Annotated in this window: 25 protein-coding genes; 17 read left to right on the forward strand and 8 right to left on the reverse strand. The window is 70.9% G+C overall.

The features are described from left to right. The first annotated feature begins 57 nt into the window (after positions 1–57). The 4 genes from ETP66_RS00505 to ETP66_RS00520 are packed head-to-tail and all read left to right on the forward strand — an operon-like array spanning position 58 to position 4,241. The gene (locus ETP66_RS00505; protein ID WP_201738431.1) at positions 58–1,008 is read left to right on the forward strand and encodes a TAXI family TRAP transporter solute-binding subunit; all 951 of its coding nucleotides are present in this window, start codon (positions 58–60) and stop codon (positions 1,006–1,008) included. A 54-nt stretch (positions 1,009–1,062) separates the two neighbouring features. Then, a complete protein-coding gene (locus tag ETP66_RS00510) occupies positions 1,063–3,042 on the forward strand; it encodes a TRAP transporter permease (protein WP_130839586.1) in 1,980 nt (659 codons plus the stop codon). Further along, positions 3,039–3,782, forward strand: coding sequence for an amino acid ABC transporter ATP-binding protein (locus ETP66_RS00515; protein ID WP_330848600.1), 744 nt, complete (start codon positions 3,039–3,041; stop codon positions 3,780–3,782). Before ETP66_RS00510 ends, ETP66_RS00515 begins: the two co-directional genes overlap by 4 nt. Before the next feature lie 6 nt (positions 3,783–3,788). Further along, positions 3,789–4,241 (forward strand): hypothetical protein, encoded by a 453-nt coding sequence (locus tag ETP66_RS00520; RefSeq protein ID WP_130839589.1) that lies wholly within the window; start codon positions 3,789–3,791, stop codon positions 4,239–4,241. Here ETP66_RS00520 and ETP66_RS00525 read toward each other — a convergent pair. Genes ETP66_RS00525 through ETP66_RS00535 form a run of 3 tightly spaced genes read right to left on the reverse strand, consistent with a single transcriptional unit; the run spans position 4,204 to position 6,106 of the window. Further along, a complete protein-coding gene (locus ETP66_RS00525; protein WP_130839591.1) occupies positions 4,204–5,043 on the reverse strand; it encodes a patatin-like phospholipase family protein in 840 nt (279 codons plus the stop codon). The two genes, ETP66_RS00520 and ETP66_RS00525, sit on opposite strands and share 38 nt — an antisense overlap. Continuing rightward, entirely contained in the window at positions 5,044–5,457 is a 414-nt protein-coding gene (locus ETP66_RS00530) for a helix-turn-helix domain-containing protein (RefSeq protein ID WP_130839593.1), read from the reverse strand. A gap of 40 nt (positions 5,458–5,497) precedes the next feature. Next, positions 5,498–6,106, reverse strand: a complete 609-nt coding sequence (locus ETP66_RS00535) for a PIN domain-containing protein (protein ID WP_130839595.1) — start codon at positions 6,104–6,106, stop codon at positions 5,498–5,500. Between the two features lie 45 nt (positions 6,107–6,151). On the opposite strand from ETP66_RS00535, the gene trpC reads away from it, so the two are divergent. The 5 genes from trpC to ETP66_RS00560 are packed head-to-tail and all read left to right on the forward strand — an operon-like array spanning position 6,152 to position 10,486. Then, positions 6,152–6,916 (forward strand): indole-3-glycerol phosphate synthase TrpC, encoded by a 765-nt coding sequence (gene trpC, locus ETP66_RS00540; protein ID WP_130839597.1) that lies wholly within the window; start codon positions 6,152–6,154, stop codon positions 6,914–6,916. A 4-nt stretch (positions 6,917–6,920) separates the two neighbouring features. Then, the gene (locus tag ETP66_RS00545) at positions 6,921–7,643 is read left to right on the forward strand and encodes a 1-(5-phosphoribosyl)-5-[(5-phosphoribosylamino)methylideneamino] imidazole-4-carboxamide isomerase (RefSeq protein WP_130839599.1); all 723 of its coding nucleotides are present in this window, start codon (positions 6,921–6,923) and stop codon (positions 7,641–7,643) included. Then, positions 7,640–7,954, forward strand: a complete 315-nt coding sequence (locus ETP66_RS00550; protein WP_130839601.1) for a hypothetical protein — start codon at positions 7,640–7,642, stop codon at positions 7,952–7,954. The genes ETP66_RS00545 and ETP66_RS00550 overlap by 4 nt, the downstream gene beginning before the upstream one ends. Further along, a complete protein-coding gene (locus ETP66_RS00555; RefSeq protein WP_130839603.1) occupies positions 7,951–9,951 on the forward strand; it encodes a single-stranded-DNA-specific exonuclease RecJ in 2,001 nt (666 codons plus the stop codon). The genes ETP66_RS00550 and ETP66_RS00555 overlap by 4 nt, the downstream gene beginning before the upstream one ends. Then, positions 9,923–10,486, forward strand: a complete 564-nt coding sequence (locus tag ETP66_RS00560; RefSeq protein WP_130839605.1) for a DUF6812 domain-containing protein — start codon at positions 9,923–9,925, stop codon at positions 10,484–10,486. Before ETP66_RS00555 ends, ETP66_RS00560 begins: the two co-directional genes overlap by 29 nt. Here ETP66_RS00560 and ETP66_RS00565 read toward each other — a convergent pair. Then, positions 10,470–13,058: a valine--tRNA ligase gene (locus ETP66_RS00565; protein ID WP_130839607.1), complete on the reverse strand. Its 2,589-nt coding sequence runs from the start codon at positions 13,056–13,058 to the stop codon at positions 10,470–10,472. The two genes, ETP66_RS00560 and ETP66_RS00565, sit on opposite strands and share 17 nt — an antisense overlap. Before the next feature lie 164 nt (positions 13,059–13,222). Here ETP66_RS00565 and ETP66_RS00570 point away from each other — a divergent pair, with 164 nt between their 5' ends. Continuing rightward, complete coding sequence (locus tag ETP66_RS00570; protein WP_330848602.1) at positions 13,223–13,480, forward strand: hypothetical protein; 258 nt, start codon at positions 13,223–13,225, stop codon at positions 13,478–13,480. Here ETP66_RS00570 and ETP66_RS00575 read toward each other — a convergent pair. Continuing rightward, positions 13,444–14,046, reverse strand: coding sequence for a hypothetical protein (locus ETP66_RS00575; RefSeq protein ID WP_130839609.1), 603 nt, complete (start codon positions 14,044–14,046; stop codon positions 13,444–13,446). The two genes, ETP66_RS00570 and ETP66_RS00575, sit on opposite strands and share 37 nt — an antisense overlap. Positions 14,047–14,118: 72 nt before the next feature. On the opposite strand from ETP66_RS00575, the gene ETP66_RS00580 reads away from it, so the two are divergent. Next, entirely contained in the window at positions 14,119–15,171 is a 1,053-nt protein-coding gene (locus ETP66_RS00580; protein ID WP_130839611.1) for an Mrp/NBP35 family ATP-binding protein, read from the forward strand. Position 15,172: 1 nt separating this feature from the next. After that, a complete protein-coding gene (locus ETP66_RS00585; protein WP_130839612.1) occupies positions 15,173–15,775 on the forward strand; it encodes a helix-turn-helix transcriptional regulator in 603 nt (200 codons plus the stop codon). On the opposite strand, the gene fabG is transcribed toward ETP66_RS00585, so the two are convergent. Further along, a complete protein-coding gene (fabG, locus tag ETP66_RS00590) occupies positions 15,754–16,539 on the reverse strand; it encodes a 3-oxoacyl-ACP reductase FabG (protein ID WP_201738432.1) in 786 nt (261 codons plus the stop codon). The genes ETP66_RS00585 and fabG overlap by 22 nt on opposite strands. A gap of 46 nt (positions 16,540–16,585) precedes the next feature. Here fabG and ETP66_RS00595 point away from each other — a divergent pair, with 46 nt between their 5' ends. The 3 genes from ETP66_RS00595 to ETP66_RS00605 all read left to right on the forward strand — a co-directional run bounded on the left by ETP66_RS00595 (position 16,586) and on the right by ETP66_RS00605 (position 18,509). After that, positions 16,586–17,350: a 50S ribosomal protein L11 methyltransferase gene (locus ETP66_RS00595; protein ID WP_130839616.1), complete on the forward strand. Its 765-nt coding sequence runs from the start codon at positions 16,586–16,588 to the stop codon at positions 17,348–17,350. A 2-nt stretch (positions 17,351–17,352) separates the two neighbouring features. Further along, the gene (locus tag ETP66_RS00600) at positions 17,353–18,039 is read left to right on the forward strand and encodes a 16S rRNA (uracil(1498)-N(3))-methyltransferase (RefSeq protein ID WP_130839618.1); all 687 of its coding nucleotides are present in this window, start codon (positions 17,353–17,355) and stop codon (positions 18,037–18,039) included. A gap of 80 nt (positions 18,040–18,119) precedes the next feature. Further along, positions 18,120–18,509: a hypothetical protein gene (locus ETP66_RS00605; RefSeq protein WP_130839619.1), complete on the forward strand. Its 390-nt coding sequence runs from the start codon at positions 18,120–18,122 to the stop codon at positions 18,507–18,509. Here ETP66_RS00605 and ETP66_RS00610 read toward each other — a convergent pair. Next, positions 18,468–19,370 carry an AEC family transporter gene (locus ETP66_RS00610; protein ID WP_130839621.1) on the reverse strand — a complete coding sequence of 301 codons (903 nt, stop codon included), beginning with the start codon at positions 19,368–19,370 and terminating at the stop codon, positions 18,468–18,470. The two genes, ETP66_RS00605 and ETP66_RS00610, sit on opposite strands and share 42 nt — an antisense overlap. Before the next feature lie 9 nt (positions 19,371–19,379). Between ETP66_RS00610 and ETP66_RS00615 the strand changes: the two genes are divergently transcribed. Further along, positions 19,380–20,204, forward strand: coding sequence for a Rossmann-fold NAD(P)-binding domain-containing protein (locus ETP66_RS00615; protein ID WP_130839622.1), 825 nt, complete (start codon positions 19,380–19,382; stop codon positions 20,202–20,204). A gap of 47 nt (positions 20,205–20,251) precedes the next feature. Here the strand turns inward: ETP66_RS00615 and ETP66_RS00620 are convergent, their stop codons facing one another. Next, on the reverse strand, positions 20,252–21,160 hold the full coding sequence (locus tag ETP66_RS00620) for a zinc-binding dehydrogenase (protein WP_130839624.1): 909 nt from the start codon (positions 21,158–21,160) through the stop codon (positions 20,252–20,254). A gap of 44 nt (positions 21,161–21,204) precedes the next feature. On the opposite strand from ETP66_RS00620, the gene ETP66_RS00625 reads away from it, so the two are divergent. Next, a complete protein-coding gene (locus tag ETP66_RS00625; protein WP_130839626.1) occupies positions 21,205–21,807 on the forward strand; it encodes a protoglobin domain-containing protein in 603 nt (200 codons plus the stop codon). The last annotated feature ends 36 nt before the right edge of the window (positions 21,808–21,843 follow it).

Genomic DNA, 21,843 nt, shown 5'->3' on the forward strand with positions numbered 1-21,843 from the left:
GGTTGCCAGGGAAGGGGGTTCTGGGTATACTCCTTCCGCAAAAGGAGGTGCATAGCTATGCGCGTGCGGAACCTGGTATTGGCGGGCGTGGTCTTTCTGGGCCTGGGGACGGCCCAGGAGTTCCTTACCATCGGCTCCGGGGCCACCACCGGGGTCTACTTTCCCGTGGCCACGGGCATGGCCCGCCTGGTGAACGATGCGGGCATCGGCCTGCGGGCCAACGCCCGCTCCACCGGGGGGAGCATCGCCAACATCAACGCCATCGCCGCCGGGGAGTTCGAGATGGCCCTGGCCCAGAACGACATCGCCTTCTACGCCTTCCAGGGCTGCTGCATCACCGCCTTTGACGGGAGGCCGGTGCGGGGGATCCGGGCCCTGGCCGCCCTCTACCCCGAGGTGGTCCACATCGTGGCCCGGGCGGACGCGGGCATCCAGGGGGTGGCGGACCTCCGGGGCAAGCGGGTGGTGGTGGGGGACGTGGGCTCGGGCACCGAGCAGAACGCCCGCCAGGTCCTGGAGGCCTACGGCCTCACCTTCGAGGACCTGGGCCAGGCCATCCGCATCAGCCCCGTCCAGGGCATCCAGCTTCTCCGGGACCGGCGGGCCGACGCCCTTTTCTACACCGTGGGCCTGGGGGCCAGCGCCATCCAGGAGCTGGCCCTTACCACCCGGATCGTCCTGGTGCCCGTGGACCTGGGCCGCATCCAGCCCATCGCCCGGCGCTACCCCTTCTACGTGGGCTTCAACATCCCCGGGGGCACCTACCGGGGGGTGGAGGTGACCACGCCCACGGTGGCGGTGCAGGCCACCCTCATCGCCTCGGAACGGCTTTCCGCCGACACCGTCTACGCCTTCATGCGGGCGGTCTTCGGCAACCAGGAGGCCTTCAAGCGCATCCACCCCAACCTGGAGCGCTTCTTTGACCTCTCCCGGGCCACCCGGGGCCTCCCCATCCCCCTGCACCCCGGGGCGGAGCGCTTCTACCGCGAGGCGGGGGTTCTGCGGTAGCCTAGCGGCCAGGTGGTGGGGGGGCCTGCACGGCCCCCCCTCGCCCCAACCCGTATGGAAGCCAAAAACGTTTCCCTGTTGGTGGAGGAAAGCGAACTGGGTGGGCGCAAGCCCCGGGGCCTGGCCGCCCGCTACCTTCTCTTCGCCTTAGGGGTGGCCTGGAGCCTCTTCCAGCTCTGGGCCACCTACACCGCCCAGCTGGACCCCATCCGCCTTAGGGCCATCCACCTGGCCTTCGCCCTGGCCCTGGCCTTCCTGGCCTATCCGGGGAGGCGGGGGCCCAAGGACCGGGTGCCCCTTCTGGACTGGGCCCTGGCCGTCCTTGGGGCCCTGGGGGCGCTCTACGTGGTCCTGGACTACTACGGCATCACCCAGCTCCGGGGGGGGATCCCCAGCGACCGGGACGTCTTCATGGGCACCCTCACCCTCCTGGTCCTCTTCCTGGCCGCCTGGCGGGTGGTGGGGCCCGCCCTACCCCTCATCGCCACCCTGTTCCTGCTCTACGCCCTCACCGGGCCCCGGGGCCTCCTCCCCTTCACCCTCCCCCCCTGGCTGCAGCTCCACGCGGGGAGCGGGTGGGGCCAGCTCATGGGGCAGCTCTACACCACCGCCGAGGGGATCTGGGGGGTGCCCTTGGGGGTTTCCGCCACCTTCGTCTACCTCTTCGTCCTCTTCGGGGCCCTCCTGGAGCGGGCGGGGGCCGGCCACTACTTCATCCAAGCCGCCTATGCCCTTTTAGGGCACTTCCGCGGGGGGCCGGCCAAGGCGGCGGTGGTGGCCAGCGCCCTCACGGGGGTGGTCTCGGGGAGCTCGGTGTCCAACGTGGTCACCACCGGCACCTTCACCATCCCCCTCATGAAGCGGGTGGGCTACCCGGCGGAGAAGGCGGGGGCGGTGGAGGTGGCGAGCTCGGTGAACGGCCAGCTCATGCCCCCCGTGATGGGGGCGGCGGCCTTCATCATGGCGGAGTTCCTGGGCGTTCCCTACAGCCAGCTCATCCTCATCGCCCTCATCCCCGCCCTCCTCACCTACGCCGCCCTCTTCGTGGTGGTCCACCTGGAGGCCCTCAAGCTGGGCCTCAAGGGGGTGCCCCGCGGGGAGCTTCCCCCGGTGGCCGCCACCCTGCGCTCGGGGGTGCACTACGTCCTGCCCCTCCTCTACCTGGTGGTGGCCCTGGTGGGCCTCCGGCTCACCCCCGAACGGGCCGCCCTCAACACCATCCTCCTCATGGTCCTCCTCCTCTTCCTGCAGGAGGCCTACCGGGGGTGGCGCTCGGGGGCGGGGGTGGGCTTCGGCCTCCTCCGGGGGGGGAGGCTCCTCCTGGAGGGCCTCGAGGCGGGGGCCCGGGGCATGGTGGGCATCGCCCTGGCCACCGCCAGCGCCGGGATCATCGTGGGCGTGGTGACCATGACGGGGATCGGCTTCGGCCTGGCGGACATCGTGGAGCGGCTCTCCGGGGGGAACATCCTCCTCGTCCTCCTCCTGGCCCAGATCACCAGCCTCCTCCTGGGCATGGGGCTGCCCACCACCGCCAACTACATCGTCATGGCCTCCCTGGTGGTCCCCGTGGTCCTGGAGCTCTCCGCCAAGGCGGGGCTTCTGGTCCCCGCCGTGGCCGCCCACATGTTCGTCTTCTACTTCGGCATCATGGCCGACGCCACCCCCCCTGTGGCCCTGGCCGCCTACGCGGCCAGCGCCATCGGCAAGGGGGACTTCTGGAAGACGGCGGTACAGGGCTTTGTCTACAACCTGCGCACCGCCCTTCTGGCCTACATGTTCTTCTTCAACCCCGCCCTCCTCCTCCTGGGGGTGGAAGGGTTCTGGGAAGGGGCCTTTGTGGTCCTCTCCGCCTTCCTGGGTCTGGTGGCCTTCAGTGCCGGTCTGGTGGGTTTCCTGCACAAGCCCACCCTGCCCCTGGAGCGCCTGGCCCTCCTGGCCGCGGGGCTGGTCCTGGTCTGGCCGGGCCTCCTCACGGACACCGTGGGGCTGGGGCTGGTCCTCCTGGTGTACGCCTACCAGCGGGTGCGAAAATGAGCCCCGTGGAGCCCATCGTCCGCGTCCGGGGCCTCCACAAGTGGTTCGGTTCCCTGCACGTGCTCAAGGGGATCCACCTGGAGGTGGCCCCTGGGGAACGGCTGGTGATCATCGGGCCTTCCGGTTCGGGGAAGAGCACCCTGATCCGCTGCCTGAACCGGCTGGAGGACTTCCAGGAGGGGGAGGTGGTGGTGGACGGGCGGAACGTGAAGGACGACCGCGCCCTCGCGGAGGTGCGGCGGGAGGTGGGGATGGTCTTCCAGCAGTTCAACCTCTTCCCCCACATGACGGTGCTGGAGAACCTCACCCTGGCCCCCATGCGGGTGCGGCGCTGGCCCAAGGAGCGGGCGGAGCGGAAGGCCCTGGAGCTTTTGGAGCGGGTGGGGATCCTGGACCAGGCGCGGAAGTACCCGGCGGAGCTTTCCGGGGGGCAGCAGCAGCGGGTGGCCATCGCCCGGGCCTTGGCCATGGAGCCCAAGGTGATGCTCTTCGACGAGCCCACCAGCGCCCTGGACCCGGAGATGGTGGGGGAGGTGTTGGACGTGATGCGGGACCTGGCGAGGGGGGGCATGACCATGCTGGTGGTGACCCACGAGATGGGGTTTGCGAGGGAGGTGGCGGACCGGGTGGTCTTCATGGACGGGGGGCAGATCGTGGAGGAGGGGAGGCCGGAGGCCATCTTCACCGCCCCCAAGGAGGAGCGCACCCGAAGCTTCCTGCAGCGGGTGCTTCGCCACTAGGGCCCCATGCCGTGGAAGCCGTCCTGGGGCTTCGGAAAGGAGGCCCTCTTCCGGGCCCTGGCCGCCCTCCTCGACCCCAAGGCCCCTTGGGGCCTGCGCCGCCAGGGCCTATGCCTTTACGCCGCCTTCCTCCTCGGCCTGCAGGGAGGGGTTCTCCTCCCCCTGGCCCTCCTCCTTCCCCAGGCCTCCCATCCCCTGCTTTGGGCCCTGGCCCTGGCCGGGGCGGGGGGGCTTTTCCTCCGGGCCCAGATGGCCTTGCGGGAGGAGAGCCCCCTCGCCCCCGTGGTGGCCGTGGGCTTGGGGGTAGGCCTCTTCTTCTTCCTGGGGGTGATGGGCCTCCTCCTCCGCCCCTGGGGGCTCGGCCTCCTGCCCGTGGGCGCGATGGGTTTCCTCCACCTGTTGCGGCGGTCGGAAGGGGCCCTCAAGGGGCCAGGCGGAGGGCCCGGGCCAGGTCCTTGAGGCGGATGCGGGAAAGGGCCTGGATTTCCTTGAGCCGCTCCCGGGCCCGGCGCTGGCCTAGCTCGTAGACCAGGGGGAGCTTCTCGTGGTCAAAGGTGTCGATGGGAAAGGGCGGCTCCAGGGCGATGACCAGGTCGGCCTCCCTTAGGGCCAGCTCCTTGAGGCGCCTGCGGCTGGCCTCCCCGGAGAGGAGGGCGGCCTCGAGGGCCGTCTTCGGCCCCTCCTTGGGCGGGGGGTTGGACACGTCCACCGCCACCACCTTGGGGAAGAGGGCCCTGGCCGCCCGCACCGGCACCTTCTCCGCCACGTCCCCGTCCACCAGGAGCCGCCCCTCCCAGTCCACGGGGGGAAAGAGGCCGGGGATGGCCATGCTGGCCAAAACCGCCCGCCACACCGGGCCCCGGCGCAGGACCACGCTCTCCCCGCTGAGGAGGTCCGCGGCCTGGACGGCCAGGGGCAGGGGGCTTTCCTCGAGGCGGGCCTCCCCGAAGAGGCCCTTGAGCCCCTCTGCCAGCCGCTTGGGCTCGGCCAGGGCCGGGCGGCGCAGAGCGGAGAAGACCCGGGCCAAGGCCCGCAGGCTCCCTCCCTGGCGAAGTTCCGCGAGCTCCGGGTCAAAGACCTTCCCCTGCACCTTCCAGGGGTCCTTGTGGCCGAAGGCGTAGGCGGCGGCCGCCAAGGCGCCAGCGGAGCTTCCCGCAAGGCCCCGGATGGGTATTCCCGCCTCCTCCAAAACCGCCAGCACCCCCAGGTGGGCGTACCCCCGCACCCCGCCGCCGCCCAGGGCTAAGGCCACCCCGCGCATTCAGTACCCAATGCCCAGCTCTTGACCCTCTGCAATGAGCTGGTCCAAGAGCTTTCTCCCCTCTTTCCGGGAAGCCTCGAGATAGGCCAGGAGGTCCTGGGCGCGTACCCGCCGGTGGCTGCCCACCCTGCGGAAGGGGATCTTCCCTTCCTCTAAAAGCCGCACCAGGTAAGGTCGGGAAACCCCGAGGATGTCCGCAGCCTCCTGGGTGGTGAGTTCGGCTTCCAGGGGGACAACCCGGACCGGCTCGCCCTGGGCCAGGGGTTCTAGCAGGCTGCGCAAAAGGTCGGCGAGTTCGGGGGTCAGTTCCAATGCGGTTTCCCCAAGACGCAAATGCGCTCCTGGCCGCAAGTGGGCTAAGAAGGCCTTCAGGGATTCCCGCTCTTCCTTGCGGGAAAAGGTCAGTGCACCCATACAGGATCAGGGTACCAGACAAACGAAATAAACGCAACCCCTAGAGGTGGGAGCGAAAGCTCCGAAGCAGCTGGGCGAAGCCTTGCAGCCCTGCTTTTTCTAAGGCTTTGAGAAACTCGTCCGGGTCTAGAGGAGGACGGGTGAGTCTGGAGCGCTGCTTGTGCAAAAGCTCGAGCAGAGGTTTGGGGAAGCTGTGAACGCGAATCTGAGCCTCGGCTAAGTCCAAAAGGTACTTGTCCGGATGGACGGCCTGCAAGTCCCAAGGGGCTAGGGCCTCTTCTGGAAAGTCATCGAGATTAAAGGTGAGGATGGCTTCTGCCTCACCCAGATAGGCAGCCGCTACCACATGGCGGTCGTTTTCGTCCGGCAGGGAGACGCTTTCCACCAGGTGCTCGTACCCCGTTACCAAGGGTTCCTGGAAAGCCAGAGTAGTGCGCATCGCCTCGGGCGTTTTCCTCAAGCGCTCAACCTGCTCTGGCGTTAGGTCTGGCCTGTTTGCCAGGAGGTTGGTCAGCCACTCCTCCTGTACCCTGTCGGTCCAATACAGCCGCACCCATCTCTCAAGGGCAAGCGCCATAAAGAGGTCGCGCGTTTGTGTAGGGTAGAGGACGCACGCATCCAGAAAGAGTCGCCGGGGTAGGGGGCTCATCACGAGGCTATTCTATGGTGGGGTCTATTGCTTACAATGCCTTCCATGAGGCCCGACCTTGCCCGGGTGCCGGGGGTTTTGGGGGAGATCGCCCGGCAAAGGGCCCTCGAGGTGGCTCCCTACCCCCTCCCCGACCCCGCCCCCGTCCCCTCCTTCCGGGAGGCCCTCCTCCTCCCCGGGCTTTCCCTCATCGCCGAGGTGAAAAGGGCCAGCCCCTCCGAGGGCCTCATCCGGGTGGTGGACCCCGCGGAGGCCGCCCGGGCCTATGCGCGGGGCGGGGCCAGGGCGGTGAGCGTCCTCACCGAGCCCCACCGCTTCGGGGGAAGCCTGCGGGACCTCCTCGCGGTCCGCCAGGCGGTGGACCTGCCCCTCCTGCGCAAGGACTTCGTGGTGGACCCCTTCATGCTGGAGGAGGCCCGGGCCCATGGGGCGAGCGCCGCGCTTCTCATCGTGGCCCTCTTGGGGGAGCTCACCGGGGCCTACCTGGAGGAGGCCAGGGGGCTTGGCCTGGAAGCCCTGGTGGAGGTGCACACGGAAAGGGAGCTGGAGGTGGCCTTGGAGGCGGGGGCGGAGATGGTGGGGGTCAACAACCGGGACCTCAGCACCTTGCGCATCGACCTCGGCACCGCCCCCCGGCTGGGGCGCCTGGCCCGGGCCCGGGGCTTCCAGGGGGTTTTGGTGGCGGAGTCGGGGTACTCTGGCCGGGAGGAGCTGGAACCCCTGGAGGGGCTTTTCGATGCCGTCCTCATCGGCACCAGCCTCATGAAAAGCCCCGATCTGGAGAAGGCCTTAAGGGCGCTGGTAGGATAGCCCCATGCTCTTGATTCCCGCCGTGGACCTGAAGGGGGGGAGGGGGGTGCGCCTCTACGAGGGGGATCCCGCCCGGGAGACCGTCTACGGGGACCCCGTGGCCCTGGCCCTGAGGTGGCAGAAGGAGGGGGCGGGGCTTTTGCACCTGGTGGACCTGGACCGGGCCCTGGGCCTTGGGGAGAACCGGGAGGCCCTCCGCCGGATCGCCGCCGCCCTCCGCGTCCCCTTCCAGGTGGGGGGCGGGGTGCGCTCCCTGGAGGCCCTTGGGGAGGTCCTCGCCCTGGGGGCCAGCCGGGCGGTGGTGGGCACGGTGGCGGTGAAGGCGCCTGCCCTTTTGCAGAGGATGCTGGAGGAGGCGGGGCCTGAGCGCCTGGCGGTGGCCCTGGATGCGAAGGGCCTGGAGGTGGTGGTCGCGGGCTGGCAGGAGCGGGCCCCCCTTTCCGCCCTGGGCCTCCTGCGCACCTGGGAAGAGATGGGCCTGCGGACGGTGATCTACACCGATGTGCGCCGGGACGGGACCCTGAGGGGCTTGGACCTGGAGGCCGTGGCCCGGGTACGGGAGGCCTGGCCCCACGAGCTCATCGCCGGTGGGGGCATCGCCGGCCCGGAAGACCTGCTGGGCCTAAAGGGGCTCGGGGTGGAGGGGGCCCTTTTGGGCAAGGCCCTCTATGAGGGGCGCATCCGCCTGCGGGACTTCGCCCAAAAGGGATATCCTGGAGGCGTATGAAGCTCGCCCACTGGGTCTTCCTCCTCACCACCTTAGGGGTCGGGGGGGCGGGGCTTTACCTCTACCTCTCCTTCCCCTTCCTGGAGGTACCTACCCCCTTCGGCCCCTGGCCCCTCCACTACCTCCTCCCCGGGGCCTACGCCCTGGGCCTGGTGGTGGGGGGGCTTTACGCCCTGGCCCTCGGGTGGGGGGCCTTTGCGGAGCGGCGGGCCCTCCTCAAGGAGGTGCGGCGGCTTCAGGGGGAGCTGGAGGCCCTTAGGCGGGAGCGCATCGAGGAGGTCCCCCGGATCCCCGACCGGGAAGAGGCATGAAGGGCCGGACCCGCTGGAAGCTCCTTCCCCTCCCGCCCCTCCCCGAGTGGCGGGGGCTCATGCGGGCCCTCGGGGTGGGGCCGGAGGCCGCCTTGGCCTACTGGCACCGGGGGGTGAGGCACAAGGAGGACCTGGACCCGCCCTTGCGGCTTCTCCCCCTTGCGGGCCTTGCCGAGGCGGTGGACCTCCTCCAAAGGGCCCTCCGGGAGGGGAAGCGCATCCGCATCCACGGGGACTACGACGCCGACGGCCTCACGGGCACCGCCCTCCTCCTTCGGGGCCTCTGGGCCCTGGGGGCCAGGGCCCACCCCTTCATCCCCCACCGCCTGGAGGAGGGCTACGGGATCCTCATGGACCGGGTGCCCGAGCACCGGGAGGCGGCGGAGGTCTTCCTCACCGTGGACTGCGGCATCGCGGGCCACGCGGAGCTACGGGAACTGGTGGAAAACGGGGTGGAGGTCCTGGTCACCGACCACCACACCCCCAAGGAGACCCCTCCCCCGGGCCTCGTCCTCCATCCCGCCTACACCCCGGGGCTGGAGGAGCACCCCACGGGGGCGGGGGTGGCCTTTCTCCTCCTCTGGGCCCTCCGCGAACGCCTGGGCCTCCCCCCGCCCCTGGAGTACGCGGACCTGGCGGCGGTGGGCACCATCGCCGACGTGGCCCCCCTCTGGGGCTGGAACCGGGCCCTGGTGCGGGAGGGCCTCCGGCGCCTCCCCGCCTCGGCCACCCTGGGCCTGAGGCTTCTGGCGGAAGCCGTGGGCTACACGGGCAAGGCGGCGGAGGTGGCCTTCCGTATCGCCCCCCGCCTGAACGCGGCGAGCCGCCTGGGGGAGGCGGAAAAGGCCCTGAGGCTTCTCCTCACCGAGGACGAGGGGGAGGCCAGGAGCCTGGTGGAGGAGCTGAACCGGCTGAACGCCAAGCGCCAGACCATCGAGGAGGAGATGCTCAAGAGGCTTCTTCCCCAGGCGGACCCGGAGGCCAAGGCCATCGTCCTCCACGACCCCGAAGGCCACCCGGGGGTGATGGGCATCGTGGCCAGCCGGATCCTGGAGGCCACCCTGCGCCCGGTCTTCCTCGTGGCCCGGGGCAAGGGCACGGTGCGGAGCCTCCATCCGGTGAGCGCCGTGGAGGCCCTCAAGGCCGCGGAGGACCTCCTCCTGCGCTTTGGCGGCTACCGGGAGGCGGCGGGCTTCGCCCTGGAGGAGGCCCGCTTCCCCGAGTTCCGAAGGCGCATGGAGGCTTTCGCCGCCCGCCTCCCCGACCCCGTGCGGGAGGTGCCCCTCCTGGGGCTCCTTCCCGCCCCTTCCCTCCTCCCCGAGGTCTACGGGGGGCTGAAGGCCCTGGAGCCCTTTGGGGCCGGCAACGAGGAACCCCTCTTCCTCCTGGTGGGCAGCCCGGAGGAGGTGCGCCTCATGGCGGAGGGCAAGCACCTGGCCTTCCGGCTGGAGGGGGTGCGGGTGGTAGGCTGGCGCATGGGGGAGAGGGCCCTGCCGCGGGAGGTGGAGGTGGCGGCGGCCCTGGTGGAGAACCGCTGGAACGGGGCGGTGAGCTACGAGGCCCAGGCGGTGGACTTCCGGGCGCCGGGGGAGCTTTTGGGGGGCGTGGCGCCCTTCGCCTTTCCGGTACCCCTCCCCGAGGCCCTGGCCCGGGCCCGGATGGGGGAGGGGGTCTATGTGCCGGAGGACAACCCGGAAGGCCTGGCCTATGCCCGAAGGATGGGTTTCCGCCTCCTGCCCCCTGAGGAGGCCCCCCTGTGGCTCGGCCTCCCGCCCCTGCCCGTAAAGGTGGAGCGGGTGGCGGTGGCCCTGGGCCCCCTGCAGCGCGCCCGGCTCGCCGCCCCCCCCACCCTCGACACCCCGGAGGAACGCCTCGCCACCCTGGTTCGCCGCCGCCTCCTCCTCGCCTACGAGCGGGGGCACGGGGGGCTTTTCAGCGAGGCCCTCCTGGCCTACTGGGAGGTGAACCGTGTACAGGCAGCCGCGGGAGGCCCATGAGGCGCGGATCTACACCGGGGCTTACCGGGTGTACGGGATGATCTACCTGGTCCCGGGCTCGGGCACCGCCGACCTTCTGAACCAGGAGCGGGCCTACCTCCCCGTCACCGGGGCCCTCATCTACGCCCCGGGCCATGCCCACCCCCCCGAGGCCAGGGACCTCAGGGCCAGCACCGGCTTCCTGGCCCTGCGCAAGGAGCGCATCCAGTGGGCGGTGGGGGGGAGGCCCAGCGAGCCCCGGGCGAGCCCCGCCCTCCTGGAGCGGCGGCGCCTGGCGTTCCTCTTCGGCGATTACCTGCTGGCGGGGGAGCTCCTCGTGCCCCGGGGGGTGCGGCTTTCCGACTTCCTCTCCCAGGCCAAGCCCTTCCAGGCCCTCCTGGAAGCCGGGCTTTACCTCCTCGCCCCGGGACGCCCCATCGTGGAGCTCACGCCCCAGGAACGCTTCCCCTTCGTCACCGTCAACCTGCGCCTGGCGGAGGCGGTGGCCGAGGCCCCGGGGGAGGCCCAGGACCCCAGGCTCACCCTGTTTGGCTGAGGGCCTCCTGGAGGCGCGCGATCTGGGCCAGGTTTTCCCGAAGCCTCGCCTCCTCGGCCTCCACCACCTCCTTGGGGGCCCGTTCCCGGAAGCCGGGGGCGGAAAGCTTCCTTTGGCTCCGTTCCGCCAGGCTCACGAGCTCCTGGAGTCGCTTCTCCTGGCGGCGCCGCCACTCCGCCACGTCCAGAAGCCCCTCCAGGGGCATGCGCACCGTCACCTTGGGCATGGCCTTCACCAGGGCCCTTTCCGGACGCGCTTCCAGGGGTTCGGCCCGGCCCAGGAAGCGGAAGGCCTCCAGGTTCTCCAGGACCGCTTCCGCCTCCCCCTCCAGGTAGACCCGCACCTCCTGGGCCAGAGGAAGCCCGGCCTCCGCCTTCAGGGCCCGCACCGCGGTGACCGCCTGCCTCAGGGCCTCGAAGCGGGCCTCGGCCTCGAGGTCCTCCTGGCCCGCCTCCGGCCAAGGTTCCAGGGCCAGCTCTTCCTTCCCCGTGAGGGCCCCGTAGAGCTCGCTGGTGAGGAAGGGCATGAGGGGGTGGAGGAGCTTCAGGAGGGTGGCGAGGGCTTCCTCGAGGGTGCGTAGGGTAAAGGCGTTCCCCGCCTTGAGGGCTGGCTTGCTGGCCTCCAGGTACCAGTCGCAGAACTCGCTCCAGACGAGCTCGTAGATCTCCCTCGCCGCCTGGGCCAGGTCCAGGGCCTCGTAAAGGCCGGTGACCTCCCGCACCCCCCGGGCGAGGCGGCTTTGCATGAAGCGGTCCGCCAGGGTGGGGGCCTCGGTCTTGGCCTGGAAGCCTTCCCGGCTCATGAGGACGAAGCGGGCGGCGTTGTAGAGCTTGTTGGCGAAGTTCCGGGCCATCTCCAGCCAGCGGAGGTCGAGCCTGATGTCCTGCCCCCCGGTGGCCAGGTAGGTGAGGGCGAAGCGCAGGGCGTCCGCCCCGTAGCGTTCCACCATCTCCAAGGGGTCGATGACGTTCCCCTTGGACTTGCTCATCTTCTGCCCCCTCTCGTCCAGGACCAGGCCGTGGAGGAGGACGGTCTTGAAGGGCCTTTCCCCTAGGAAGTGGTAGCCGGAAACCTCCATGCGGGAAACCCAGAGGAAGAGGATGTCGTAGCCCGTGACCAGGACGTCCCCGGGGTAGAAGGCCTTCAGGTCCTCCGTCTCTTCGGGCCAGCCCAGGGTGGCAAGGGGCCAAAGGGCCGAGGAGAACCAGGTGTCGAAGACGTCCTCGTCCCGCCTGAGGTTCTGGCCTCCACAGGCTTCACAGGCCTGGGGGTCTTCCAGGTAGCGCTCAGGGTGGGGCACGTTCACCGCCCCGCAGTCCTCGCAGTACCAGGCGGGGATCTGGTGCCCCCACCAGAGCTGGCGGGAGATGTTCCAGTCCCTGACCCCTTTTAGCCAGTCGAGGTTCACCTTTTTCCAGCGCTCGGGGACGAAGGCGATCTCGTCCCGCTCCAGGCCCTGGATGACCTTTTCCGCCAGGGGCTTCATGGCAAGCCACCACTGGGGGAAGATGGCGTACTCCAGGGGGGTAGCGCAGCGGGAGCAGGTGGCCATCTGGATGGTGTAGTCTTCTTCCTTGAGGAGGTGGCCCGCCTCCCGGAAGAGTTCCACGGCTTTTTTCCGGGCCGCAAACCGTTCCAGGCCCCTCAGGGCCTCGGGCACCCTATCCCCTGCCATGCGCCCCTCCAGGTCGATGACGGAGACCGGCTCCAGGCCGTGGCGGAGGCCGATCTCGTAGTCCAGGGGGTCGTGGGCGGGGGTCACCTTGAGGGCCCCGGTGCCGAAGTCCCGTTCCACCGCGGGGTCGGCCAGGATGGGGATCCAAACCCCCGTGAGGGGAATGCGGGCCCGCTTGCCGATGAGCCCCTGGTAGCGCTCGTCCTCGGGGTGGATGGCGAGGGCCTGGTCGGCGAAGACCGTCTCCGGGCGCACGGTGGCGATGGCGACCTCCCCGCCCCCTTCCACCTCGTAGCGCAGGGTGTAGAGCCGGCCCGGGGTGGGCTCCGTTTCCACCTCCAGGTCCGAAAGCGTGGTCTCGCACCGGGGGCACCAGTTCACCAGGCGGGGGGCCCGGTAGGCCAGGCCCTCGTGGTAGTAGCGGCAGAAGGCGTAGCGCACCGCCTTGGAGCGGGCCTCGTCCATGGTGAAGGCCTCCCGGCTCCAGTCGGCGCTGGCCCCCAGGCGTTTGAGCTGGCGCAGGATGGTCCCCCCGGATTCCTCCTTCCACTGCCAGACCCGTTGCAAGAAGGCCTCCCGGCCCAGGTCGTTCCGGGTCTGGCCCTCCTTGAGGAGGAGCCTCTCCACCACCACCTGGGTGGCGATGCCCGCGTGGTCCGTGCCGGGGAGCCAGACCGCCTCAAACCCCCGCATGCGCTTAAAGCGGATGAGGGCGTCCTGCAGGGCGTTGTCCAGGGCGTGGCCCATGTGCAGGCTTCCCGTGACGTTGGGGGGCGGCATGAAAATGACAAAGGGTTTCTTGCCGCTTTTGGGGTCCGCCACGAAGGGGTGTTGCGCCCACCGCTCCGCCCACTTGGGCTCCACCGCTTGGGGATCGTAGGCCTTGGGCAGGTCCATGCTACCCTCCACTTTACCCAAGAGGCGCTACCATGGGACCACATGGGCGAGGCGGCCAGGACCCCACCCCTGAGCCCTGCCGCCTACCTGGGGATGGAGGCGGGAAGCCCCGTGCGCCACGAGCTCTTGGAGGGCATCCCCTCTGCGAGGAGAACCCTTGTCCGGTGGCCGAGGGGGTTTCCCCCGGCACGGAGCGGTCCGACCGGGGGGAGAAGCCCCACAACTACCTGCGTCTGCCTATCCTGGAGGCCTACCTGCCGGTGGGCCCCGAGGAGCCCCGGGTGGAGGTCTGCCGCCGGGAAGGGGAGGGCCTTCGCCTGGAGGTCTACGCGGGGGGGCGGGTGCCCTTGCCCTGCCTGGAGGCCCTTTGGGACCTCGAGGCCCCCTACGAGGGCGTGGAGCCGGAAAGCGCGTGGAGGTAGTAGCGCCCTTCCCCCAGGGTGAAGAAGGCGTCCTCGTAGGCCAGGCCCTCGATGGCGGTGTCCGTGGGGATCCTCAAGCGGGTTTCCCCCACCTGGATTCCCTCGGGAAGCACCCGCAACACCCCTCGGGCCACCTCCAGGCCCTCCGCCTCGGGGTCGTTCAAGGGGGTGTGGAGGAGGCGCACGGGAAGGCCTTGCAGGCTATGGAGCACGTTCGTGGGGTCCCGGAAGGGGGCGCGGTGGAGGAGCCTTTCCTCCACCTCGGCCACCTCCCCCAAGAGGGCGTAGCGGTCCAAGGGGAGGAGGGCTTTGCCCCCCTCCAGGAGGACCAGGAAACGCTCCCGGTCCTCTTCGGAGAGGAGGACCGGGGCCTTGTGGGGCCCTACCCTGGGGTCCTGGTCCAGCCGCCCCCGGAGGAGGGCCCGGGCGGCCTCCAGGGCCTCCTCCCGGGTGCCGTAGAGGCTATAGGGGTTCACCTTGAAGAGGAGGTGGTAGCCCCTGGGTCCCTGGACCAGCCAGGCCAGGTGGAGTTCGAAGAGGCGGCGCTTCTGCCACTCGGGGTACACGGGAAAGTATAAGGCCCCATTGTGCCTTCGCCCCTTGCCCGCCGCTATCCCCGGGTATAGCCTAAGCCCGGTATGGCGCTTACCGAGGAACGGGTCCTCGAGGCCCTGCGCACGGTGATGGACCCGGAGTTGGGGAGGGACCTGGTCTCCCTGGGCATGGTGAAGGAGGTGCGCCTGGAGGGGACCAGGGTGGACCTCCTCGTCTACCTCACCACCCCTGCCTGCCCCCTCAAGGGGCAGATCGAGGCGGACATCCGGCGGGCCCTCCTTCCCCTGGGGGCCTCCGAGGTGCGGGTCCGCTTCGGGGGCGGGGTGAAGGCCCCCGAGCAGTACCCCATCCCTGGGGTCAAGCACGTGGTGGCGGTGGGCTCGGGGAAGGGGGGGGTGGGGAAGAGCACCGCGGCCGCCAACCTGGCCCTGGCCCTCCGGGGGGAAGGGGCCCAGGTGGGCCTCCTGGACGCCGACCTCTACGGGCCCAGCCAGGCCAAGATGTTCGGGCTGGAGGGGCAGAGGCTCAGGGTGGACGAAAACCGCAAGATCCTCCCCCTGGAGGCCTACGGCCTTAAGGTGCTCTCCATCGCCAACATCGTCCCCCCGGGCCAGGCCATGGTCTGGCGGGGGCCCATCCTCCACGGCACCATCCGCCAGTTCCTGGAGGAGGTGAGCTGGGGGGAGCTGGACTACCTGGTGGTGGACCTTCCCCCGGGCACCGGGGACGTGCAGCTCTCCCTCGCCCAGCTCACCCGGGTCTCGGGGGGGGTGATCGTCACCACCCCCCAGGAGGTGGCCCTGATCGACGCCGAGCGGGCCGCGGACATGTTCCACAAGGTGCAGGTGCCCGTGCTCGGGGTCCTGGAGAACATGTCCTCTTTCCTCTGCCCCCACTGCGGCCAGCCCACCCCCATCTTCGGGGAGGGGGGCGGGAGGCGGCTTGCGGAGCGGCTCAGGACCCGCTTCCTGGGGGAGATCCCCCTCACCCTCCCGCTCAGGGAAAGCGGCGACCGGGGGCGGCCCATCCTGGTGGAGGCCCCCGAGGGCCCCGAGGCGGAGGCCTTCCGCCGGGCGGCCCGGGAGCTGGCCGCCGCCCTGAGCGTCCAGGCCTTCATCGCCCTCCCCATGGCCTAGCATGCCCCTCCTCCTGGAGACCACCAAAGAACGGGTTCTGGACCTCCTCCGGGCCAGGCCCCGCACCGCCAAGGAGGTGGCCGAGGCCCTGGGGGTGAGCCGGGCGGCGGTCTTGAAGCACCTCCAGGACCTGGAGGCCCGCGGCCTGGTGCGCTCGGAGGTGCGGAAGTGCGCGGGCCGGGGGCGGCCCTACCGCCTCTACCGGGCGCGGGACGGGGAGGCCCCCTACGCCGCCCTCTGCGGGGAGGTCCTCAAGGGCCTGGAGGGGGCCTTGGGGCGGGAGGGGGTGGTGGCCTTCCTCCTCGAGCGGAACCGGGCCCTCCTCGCCCCCCTCCACCTCCAGGACCTCCCCTTGCGGGAAAAGCTCGCCCGCCTGGCCCTCTTCCTGCGGGAGCAGGGTTACGAGGCCGAGGTGGTGGAGGAGGGGGGAGAGCTTTACCTCTGCCAAAGGCGCTGCCCCAAGCTGGCCCTCTCCCGGGAGCACGAGGCCCTTTGCGAAAGCGAGCTCCTGGCCTACCAGGAGCTCCTGGGCCTCCCCCTCTCCCGCGAGGAGCGCATCGCCCAGGGGGGAAGCTGCTGCCGCTACCGGGTGGGCTCCTCGTAGAGCCCCTCCAGGGCCAGGCCCGACTCGGGCAGGGTCTGGCTCCCATCCACCACCAGGGCGTGGCCCGTGATGTAGCGGGCCTCCTCCGAGGCCAGGAAGAGGGCGGCGTAGGCCACCTCCTCAGGGGTCCCCAGGCGCCTCAGGGGGATGGTGGCCTCCATCTTGCGCCGGTAGTCCTCGCTGAGCTCCCCGAGCCCCTCGGTGGCGACGTTGCCCGGGAGCACGGCGTTCACGGTGATCCCGTAAGGGGCGAGTTCGATGGCCGCGGAGCGCATAAACCCCAGCATCCCCGCCTTGGTGGCCCCATAGTGGCTCCAGCCCGGGTACCCGGTGATGGGCCCGGTGATGGAGGAGGTGAGGACGATGCGCCCCGCCCTCGAGCGCCGCAGGAGGGGAAGGAAGGCCTTCACCGCCAGGAACATCCCCTTGAGGTTCACCGCCATCACCCGCTCCCAGTCGGCCTCCTCCATGGTGAGGAGGGAGGCCTGGGGGTAGATCCCGGCGTTGGCCAGGAGGATGTCCGCCCCCCCGAAGGCCGCCTCCACCTTCCCGGCGGCCGCCTGTAGGTCGGGGAGGCGGGCCACGTCCGCCCGCAGGAAGAGGGCCTCGCCCCCTTCCTTGCGGATGGCTTCCACCACCCCCTGGCCTGCCCCCTCGTCCAGGTCCAGGACCGCCACCCTGGCCCCCGCCTGGGCGAAGACCCGGGCCATCCCCCGGCCGATGCCCTTGGCCCCACCGGTCACCACCGCCACCTTGCCGTCCATGCGGAACATTGGGAGCCTCCCCCCTTAGCCTAATAGAATGTCCCCCGTGTGGGTCTACCGCCTCAAGGGCTCTCCCTGGGAGCTTGATCCCCTCATCCCCGAGCTCTTCGCCCGGGGGGCGCGGGGCCTCGAGGAGCGGGAAGGGGAAATCCTCGCCTACTTCCCCGCTCCCCAGGACCTGCCCTATGGCGGGGTGTGGGAAGCCTTCCCGGACGAGGACTGGCTGGAGGCCTGGCGGCGGGACCTTAAGCCCGTGGAGGCGGGGCCTTTCCTGGTGCTGGCGCCTTGGCATTCGTGGGAAGGGGAGGGGATTCCCCTGGTGATCGAGCCCGGCATGGCCTTCGGCACCGGGCACCACGAGACCACCCGCCTGGCCCTCGCCGCCCTGGCCCGCCACCTCCGCCCCGGGGAGAAGGTCCTGGACCTGGGCACGGGAAGCGGGATCCTGGCCATCGCCGCCGCCAGGCTGGGGGGGGAGGCGGTGGGGGTGGACGTGGATGGGAGCGTCCTCCCCCAGGCGGAGGCCAACGCCCGGCAGAACGGGGTTTCCGTGCGCTTTCTCCTGGGGAGCCTGGAGGAGGCCCGGCCCCTGGGCCCCTTCGGCCTGGTGGTGGCCAACCTCTTCGCCGAGCTCCACCGGGACCTGGCCCCCCTTTACCCGGAGGCCCTGGCCCCCGGGGGGAGGCTTCTCCTCACGGGGATCCTTAAGGAGAAGGCCCCTCTGGTGCGGGAGGCCCTGGCGGGCGCGGGGCTCGGCCCCCTGGAGGAGGCGGCCGAGGGGGAGTGGGTCCTCCTGGCCTACCGGAGGTAAGGGTGCGCCCCCACCGCGCCTACAGCCCCGGCCTCACCGGGGTGCTTCCCTTAAGGGAAAGCCGCCACCTCCTGGAGGTCTTAAGGGCCCGGGTGGGGGACCGTTTCACCGTCTTTGACGCCGAGCGGGAGGCCCTGGCGGAGGTGGTGGAGCTAGGGCCCCCCGTGCGCTACCGCCTCCTGGAGGAGCGGCGCCCCGAGCGGGAGGTGGGGGTGGAGGTGGCCCTCTACCCGGCCCTCCTCAAGGGGGACAAGCTCGCCGAGGTGGTGCGCGCGGCCACGGAGCTCGGGGCCACCCGCATCCAGCCCCTCATCACCCGCCACTCCGTGCCCAAGGGGATGGGGGAGGGGAAGCTCCGCCGCCTCCAGGCCATCGCCGTGGAGGCGGCCAAGCAGTCGGGGAGGCTTCGGGTCCCGGAGGTGCTTCCCCCCATCCCCCTAGGGGAGGTGCCGGAGGCGGCCCAGGGCCTGGTGGCCCACGTGGGGGCCAGCGCCCTGGTGCGGGAGGTCTTAGACCCCCTGAAGCCCCTGGCCCTGGCGGTGGGGCCCGAGGGGGGGTTTGCGGAGGAGGAGGTGGAGCTTTTGCAGGAGAAGGGCTTCCTCCCCGTGACCCTGGGGCGGCGGATCCTGCGGGCGGAGACGGCGGCCATAGCCCTCCTCGCCCTCGGCACCGCGGGGGAGGGGAGGTGAGGGCGGGGGCCCCGGCAAAGCCACCCCGCCCGGGCTTGCGCCCGGGCGGGGGCCCCGGTAGCCTGGGGGGAGGCTTGGCCATGCGGCTTTGGCCCCTTCTCCTCCTCACCCTCCTCGCCGGGTGCCGTTTCACCTTTCTGCCCCTGGACCCGGGGCGGCCCCTGCCACCGGAGCGGCCCTTCCTGGTGGCCCGTCTCGCCCCCGCGGCGGAGGAGGCCCGGCTTTGGGTGCGGGTGGAAAGGCTTCCCCGCCCCGGCTACCTGCACCTCAGGTGGTTCCGGGAGGAGGAGCTCCTCCTGGAGCGGGCCCTCTTCCTGGAGGGCCCGGGGGAGTACCGGGCGGCCCTGCCCCTGGGGGAGGGCTACCACCGCCTGGTGGGGCTTTGGGAGGGAGCCCCCCTCTTCCAGCTGGACCTGGGCACGCCCCGGCTACCGGACCCCGAGGAGGAGGAGGAAGAGGGGGAAGGTTAGGAAGGCCAGGAAGGTGGAGAGGACCACGCTCCGGGCCACCCGCGCGCCTCCCCCGCCGAACTCCCGGGTGAGGAGGAAGGCGTTCACCGCGATGGGGGTGGCGGACTGGAGGACGAGGACCTGGTGCTCCAGCCGGGGAAGCCCCAGGAGGGCCCCCACCCCGTAGGCCAGGAGGGGGGCGAGGAGGAGCCTTAGGGCGCTGGCCGCCCCCTCGAAGGCCCCCGGCCGGAAGGGGGTTTGGGCCATCTGCATCCCCAGGGTGAGGAGGAGGACGGGGATGGCCGCCTGGCCCATGAGGCGCACCCCCTCGTCCAGGCCGAAGGGGAGGGAAATCCCCAGGCCCCGGAGGAGGAGCCCCAGGAAGAGGGCGTAGAAGAGGGGCAGGCGCAGGGTGAAGAGGAGGCCCTCCCTCATCCCGCCTCCCCGGATGAAGGCCGGGCCCAGGCCGAACATGAGGACGCTGGAGAGGAGAAAGTAGACCACCGCCAGCCGCAGCCCCTCCTCCCCCAGGGCGAAGTAGACCAGGGAGAGGCCCATGTTGCCGGAGTTGGGGAAGAGGCCGCACACCAAAAGCCCCTTGGCCGCCTCGGGGGAGAGGCGGAGGAGGCGGCCTGCCCCAGAGATGAGGAGGAAGAGGAGGCCGTAGGTGAGGGCGAAGCCCAGGGCGAGGCCGAGGAGCCCCTCCCAGGCGTACTCCATCCGGTGCATGGTGTCGAAGATGAGGGCGGGCACCAGGAGGTAGAGGGTGAGGCGGCTTAGGGTGGTGAGGTCCATGGGGAGGCGCTTCCCCAGGAGGTAGCCCGCCAGGACCACCAGGGCCACGGGGAGGAGGGTGTTGAGAAGGGCCCCCATGTGCGGCATTCTAAGGGCATGCCTTCCTACTTGGCCTTGGCCGAGGCCATCCGGGGCGTCCTCCTCCGGGGGGCGGAGGCCCCCAGGCGCCAGGTGCTCCCCATCCCCGGGGGGCAGTTCCTGGTGATGCCCGCCGCCGACCCCGAGGTGGCCCTCTGCAAGCTGGTCACGGTGGAAGCCCATCGCCGCCCTTCGGTCCAGGCGGAGGTCTGGGCCAAGCGGCTGGATACCGGGGAGGCCTTCCGCCTGCCGGGGGAGGAGCTCACGAAAAGGCGCACCGCCGCCCTCTCCCTCCTCGCCGCCCGCCTCCTCGCCCCCAGACGGGAGGGAGCGCTCCTCCTGGTGGGGCCGGGGGCCCAGGGGGAGGCCCACCTGGAGGCCTTCGCCGAGGCCTTCCCCCTCACCCGGGTCCTGGTGCGGGGGCGGGGGCGGGAAAGGGTCCTCGCCCTTCTGCAAAAGGCCCGGGGGATGGGCCTAAGGGCCGAGGAATGGATGGGGGCGGAGGTGCCTGGGGATGTGGCCTTCATCGTGACCGCCACCCCAAGCCCCACCCCCGTCCTCCCTGAGGGGGTGCCCGGGGGAGCCTTTATCGCCGCGGTGGGGAGCTTCCGCCCGGAGATGCGGGAGGTGCCGGAGGGGTTGGTGGCGCGGGCGGCGGTCTACTGCGACACGGAGGACGCCCTCCTCGAGGCCGGGGAGCTTCAAGGGCTGGCGAAGCCCGTGGTGACCCTAAGGGAGGCCCTCCTGGGAAGGCGCGCCAAAGGGGACCCCGTCCTCTTCAAGAGCGTGGGCCACGCCCTCTTCGACCTGGCGGCGGCCAGGGCCTATCTGGGCCTGGGCTAGGGTCGTTTTTGGAGGGCCCTGCCGTGGCCCAAGCCGCGGTGGGGCCCCTAGATGCGGACCACGATTTTCCCCCGGTGCCCCCGGTCCAGAAGGGCCTGGAAGGCCCTTTCGGCCTCCGGGAAGGGGAAGACCGCCCCCACCACGGGTTTGAGCTCCCTTCCCAGGCGGGGGAGGAGGAAGCCCAGGGCCTCCTCCAGGAGGCCCCTATCCCGGAGGAGAGGGGCCAGCCAGAAGCCCAGGACCGCCAGGTTCTTGCGCATGAGGCGCAAGGGGTTCAGGGGGGCCACCTCCCCTTCCGCGGCCCCGACGTAAACCAGCCTCCCCCCGGGGCGGAGGAGGGAGAGGCTTCCCTCCAGGTCCTTCCCCCGCACCTCCAGGACCAGGTCCACCCCGCCCAGGGCCTGGGCCACCCCGGGGAGCTCCTCGTAGGTGGCCACCGCCTCCGCCCCCAGGGAGGGGGCCAGGGCGAGGTTTTCCGGCCTCGAGGCCGCGGCCAGGACCTTCAGGCCCAAGGCCCTCGCCACCTGCACCGCCGCGGTGCCCAGGGCCCCGCCCGCCGCCTGCACCAAGACCCTCTCCCCCGGCCTCGCCCCCGCCCGCCTCAGGGCCAGGTAGGCGGTGAGGAAGGAGACGGGGAAGGCGGCGGCCTCCTCAGGGGCGAGGTCCTCGGGAAGGGGGAGGAGGGCTTCCTCGGGTACGGCCACCCTCTCCGCCAGGGCCCCTTGGCCCACCAAGGCGGCGTAGCGCCTTTCCCCCACCCGCCCCACCACCTCCGTCCCCGGCACGAAGGGCGGGTGGAGCCGGGTGAGGTAGGCTCCCAGGCGCAGGAGGTGGTCGGCGAAGTTCAGGCCCACGGCCTCCACCTCCAAAACCACCTCCCCCGCTCCCGGCACGGGATCGGGGAGCTCCTTCAGAACCATGGGGCCTCTCAGCCGCTCCTGCACCCAGGCCCTCATGGGAGGAGTTTACCCTTCCCTGACCTTCGGCTATCCTCAGGGGGATGACGGAGAAGAGCCTGGCCCGCTTCTACCAGGCAGCCCAGGAGGTCTGGAGCCAGCTTCCCCCCCAGGCCCGCTTCCGCCCCCTGGAGGACGGCAAGGTCCTCCTCCGCCACGCCCCCCTCATGGAGGGCTGGACGGAGGAGCTGGTCCAGGGCTTCTACGACACCCTCTTCGCCCACCCCGCCACCGCCAGGGTCTTCCGGGAAGGAGAGCGCCCCGCACGGGAAAAAACCCTCAGGGACTGGTACCTGCGCACCCTCAGGGGGCCCTTCAACGGCCAGTACTTCGCCTGGCAGGCCCTGGTGGGCCTGGTCCACCTCCGCCGGGGGGTGACCAACGCCATGATGGCCGCCATGTGGAACTGGGTCACGGAGACGGTGGCCCGGAAGGCCCGTCAGAGCCTGCCCGTGGAGGAGGCCCGGGCCCTGGAGGACGCCTGGCGGCGCCTGGCCTTCACCGCCATGGCCCTTATCGCCGAGGAGTACCTGGAGGCCTACCTGGAGGCCCTGGCCCTCGCCCGGGGGGAGGACCCGGGGGCCTTCGCCCAAACCGCCCAGGAGGCGGCGGCCGAGCTCCTGGCCCGGCTCAGTCCTCCTGCCTGAACCGTCCCACACGGACTTCGCCTTCCCGGTCCGGGG

The organism is Thermus thermamylovorans (assembly GCF_004307015.1).
GTDB lineage: Bacteria > Deinococcota > Deinococci > Deinococcales > Thermaceae > Thermus > Thermus thermamylovorans.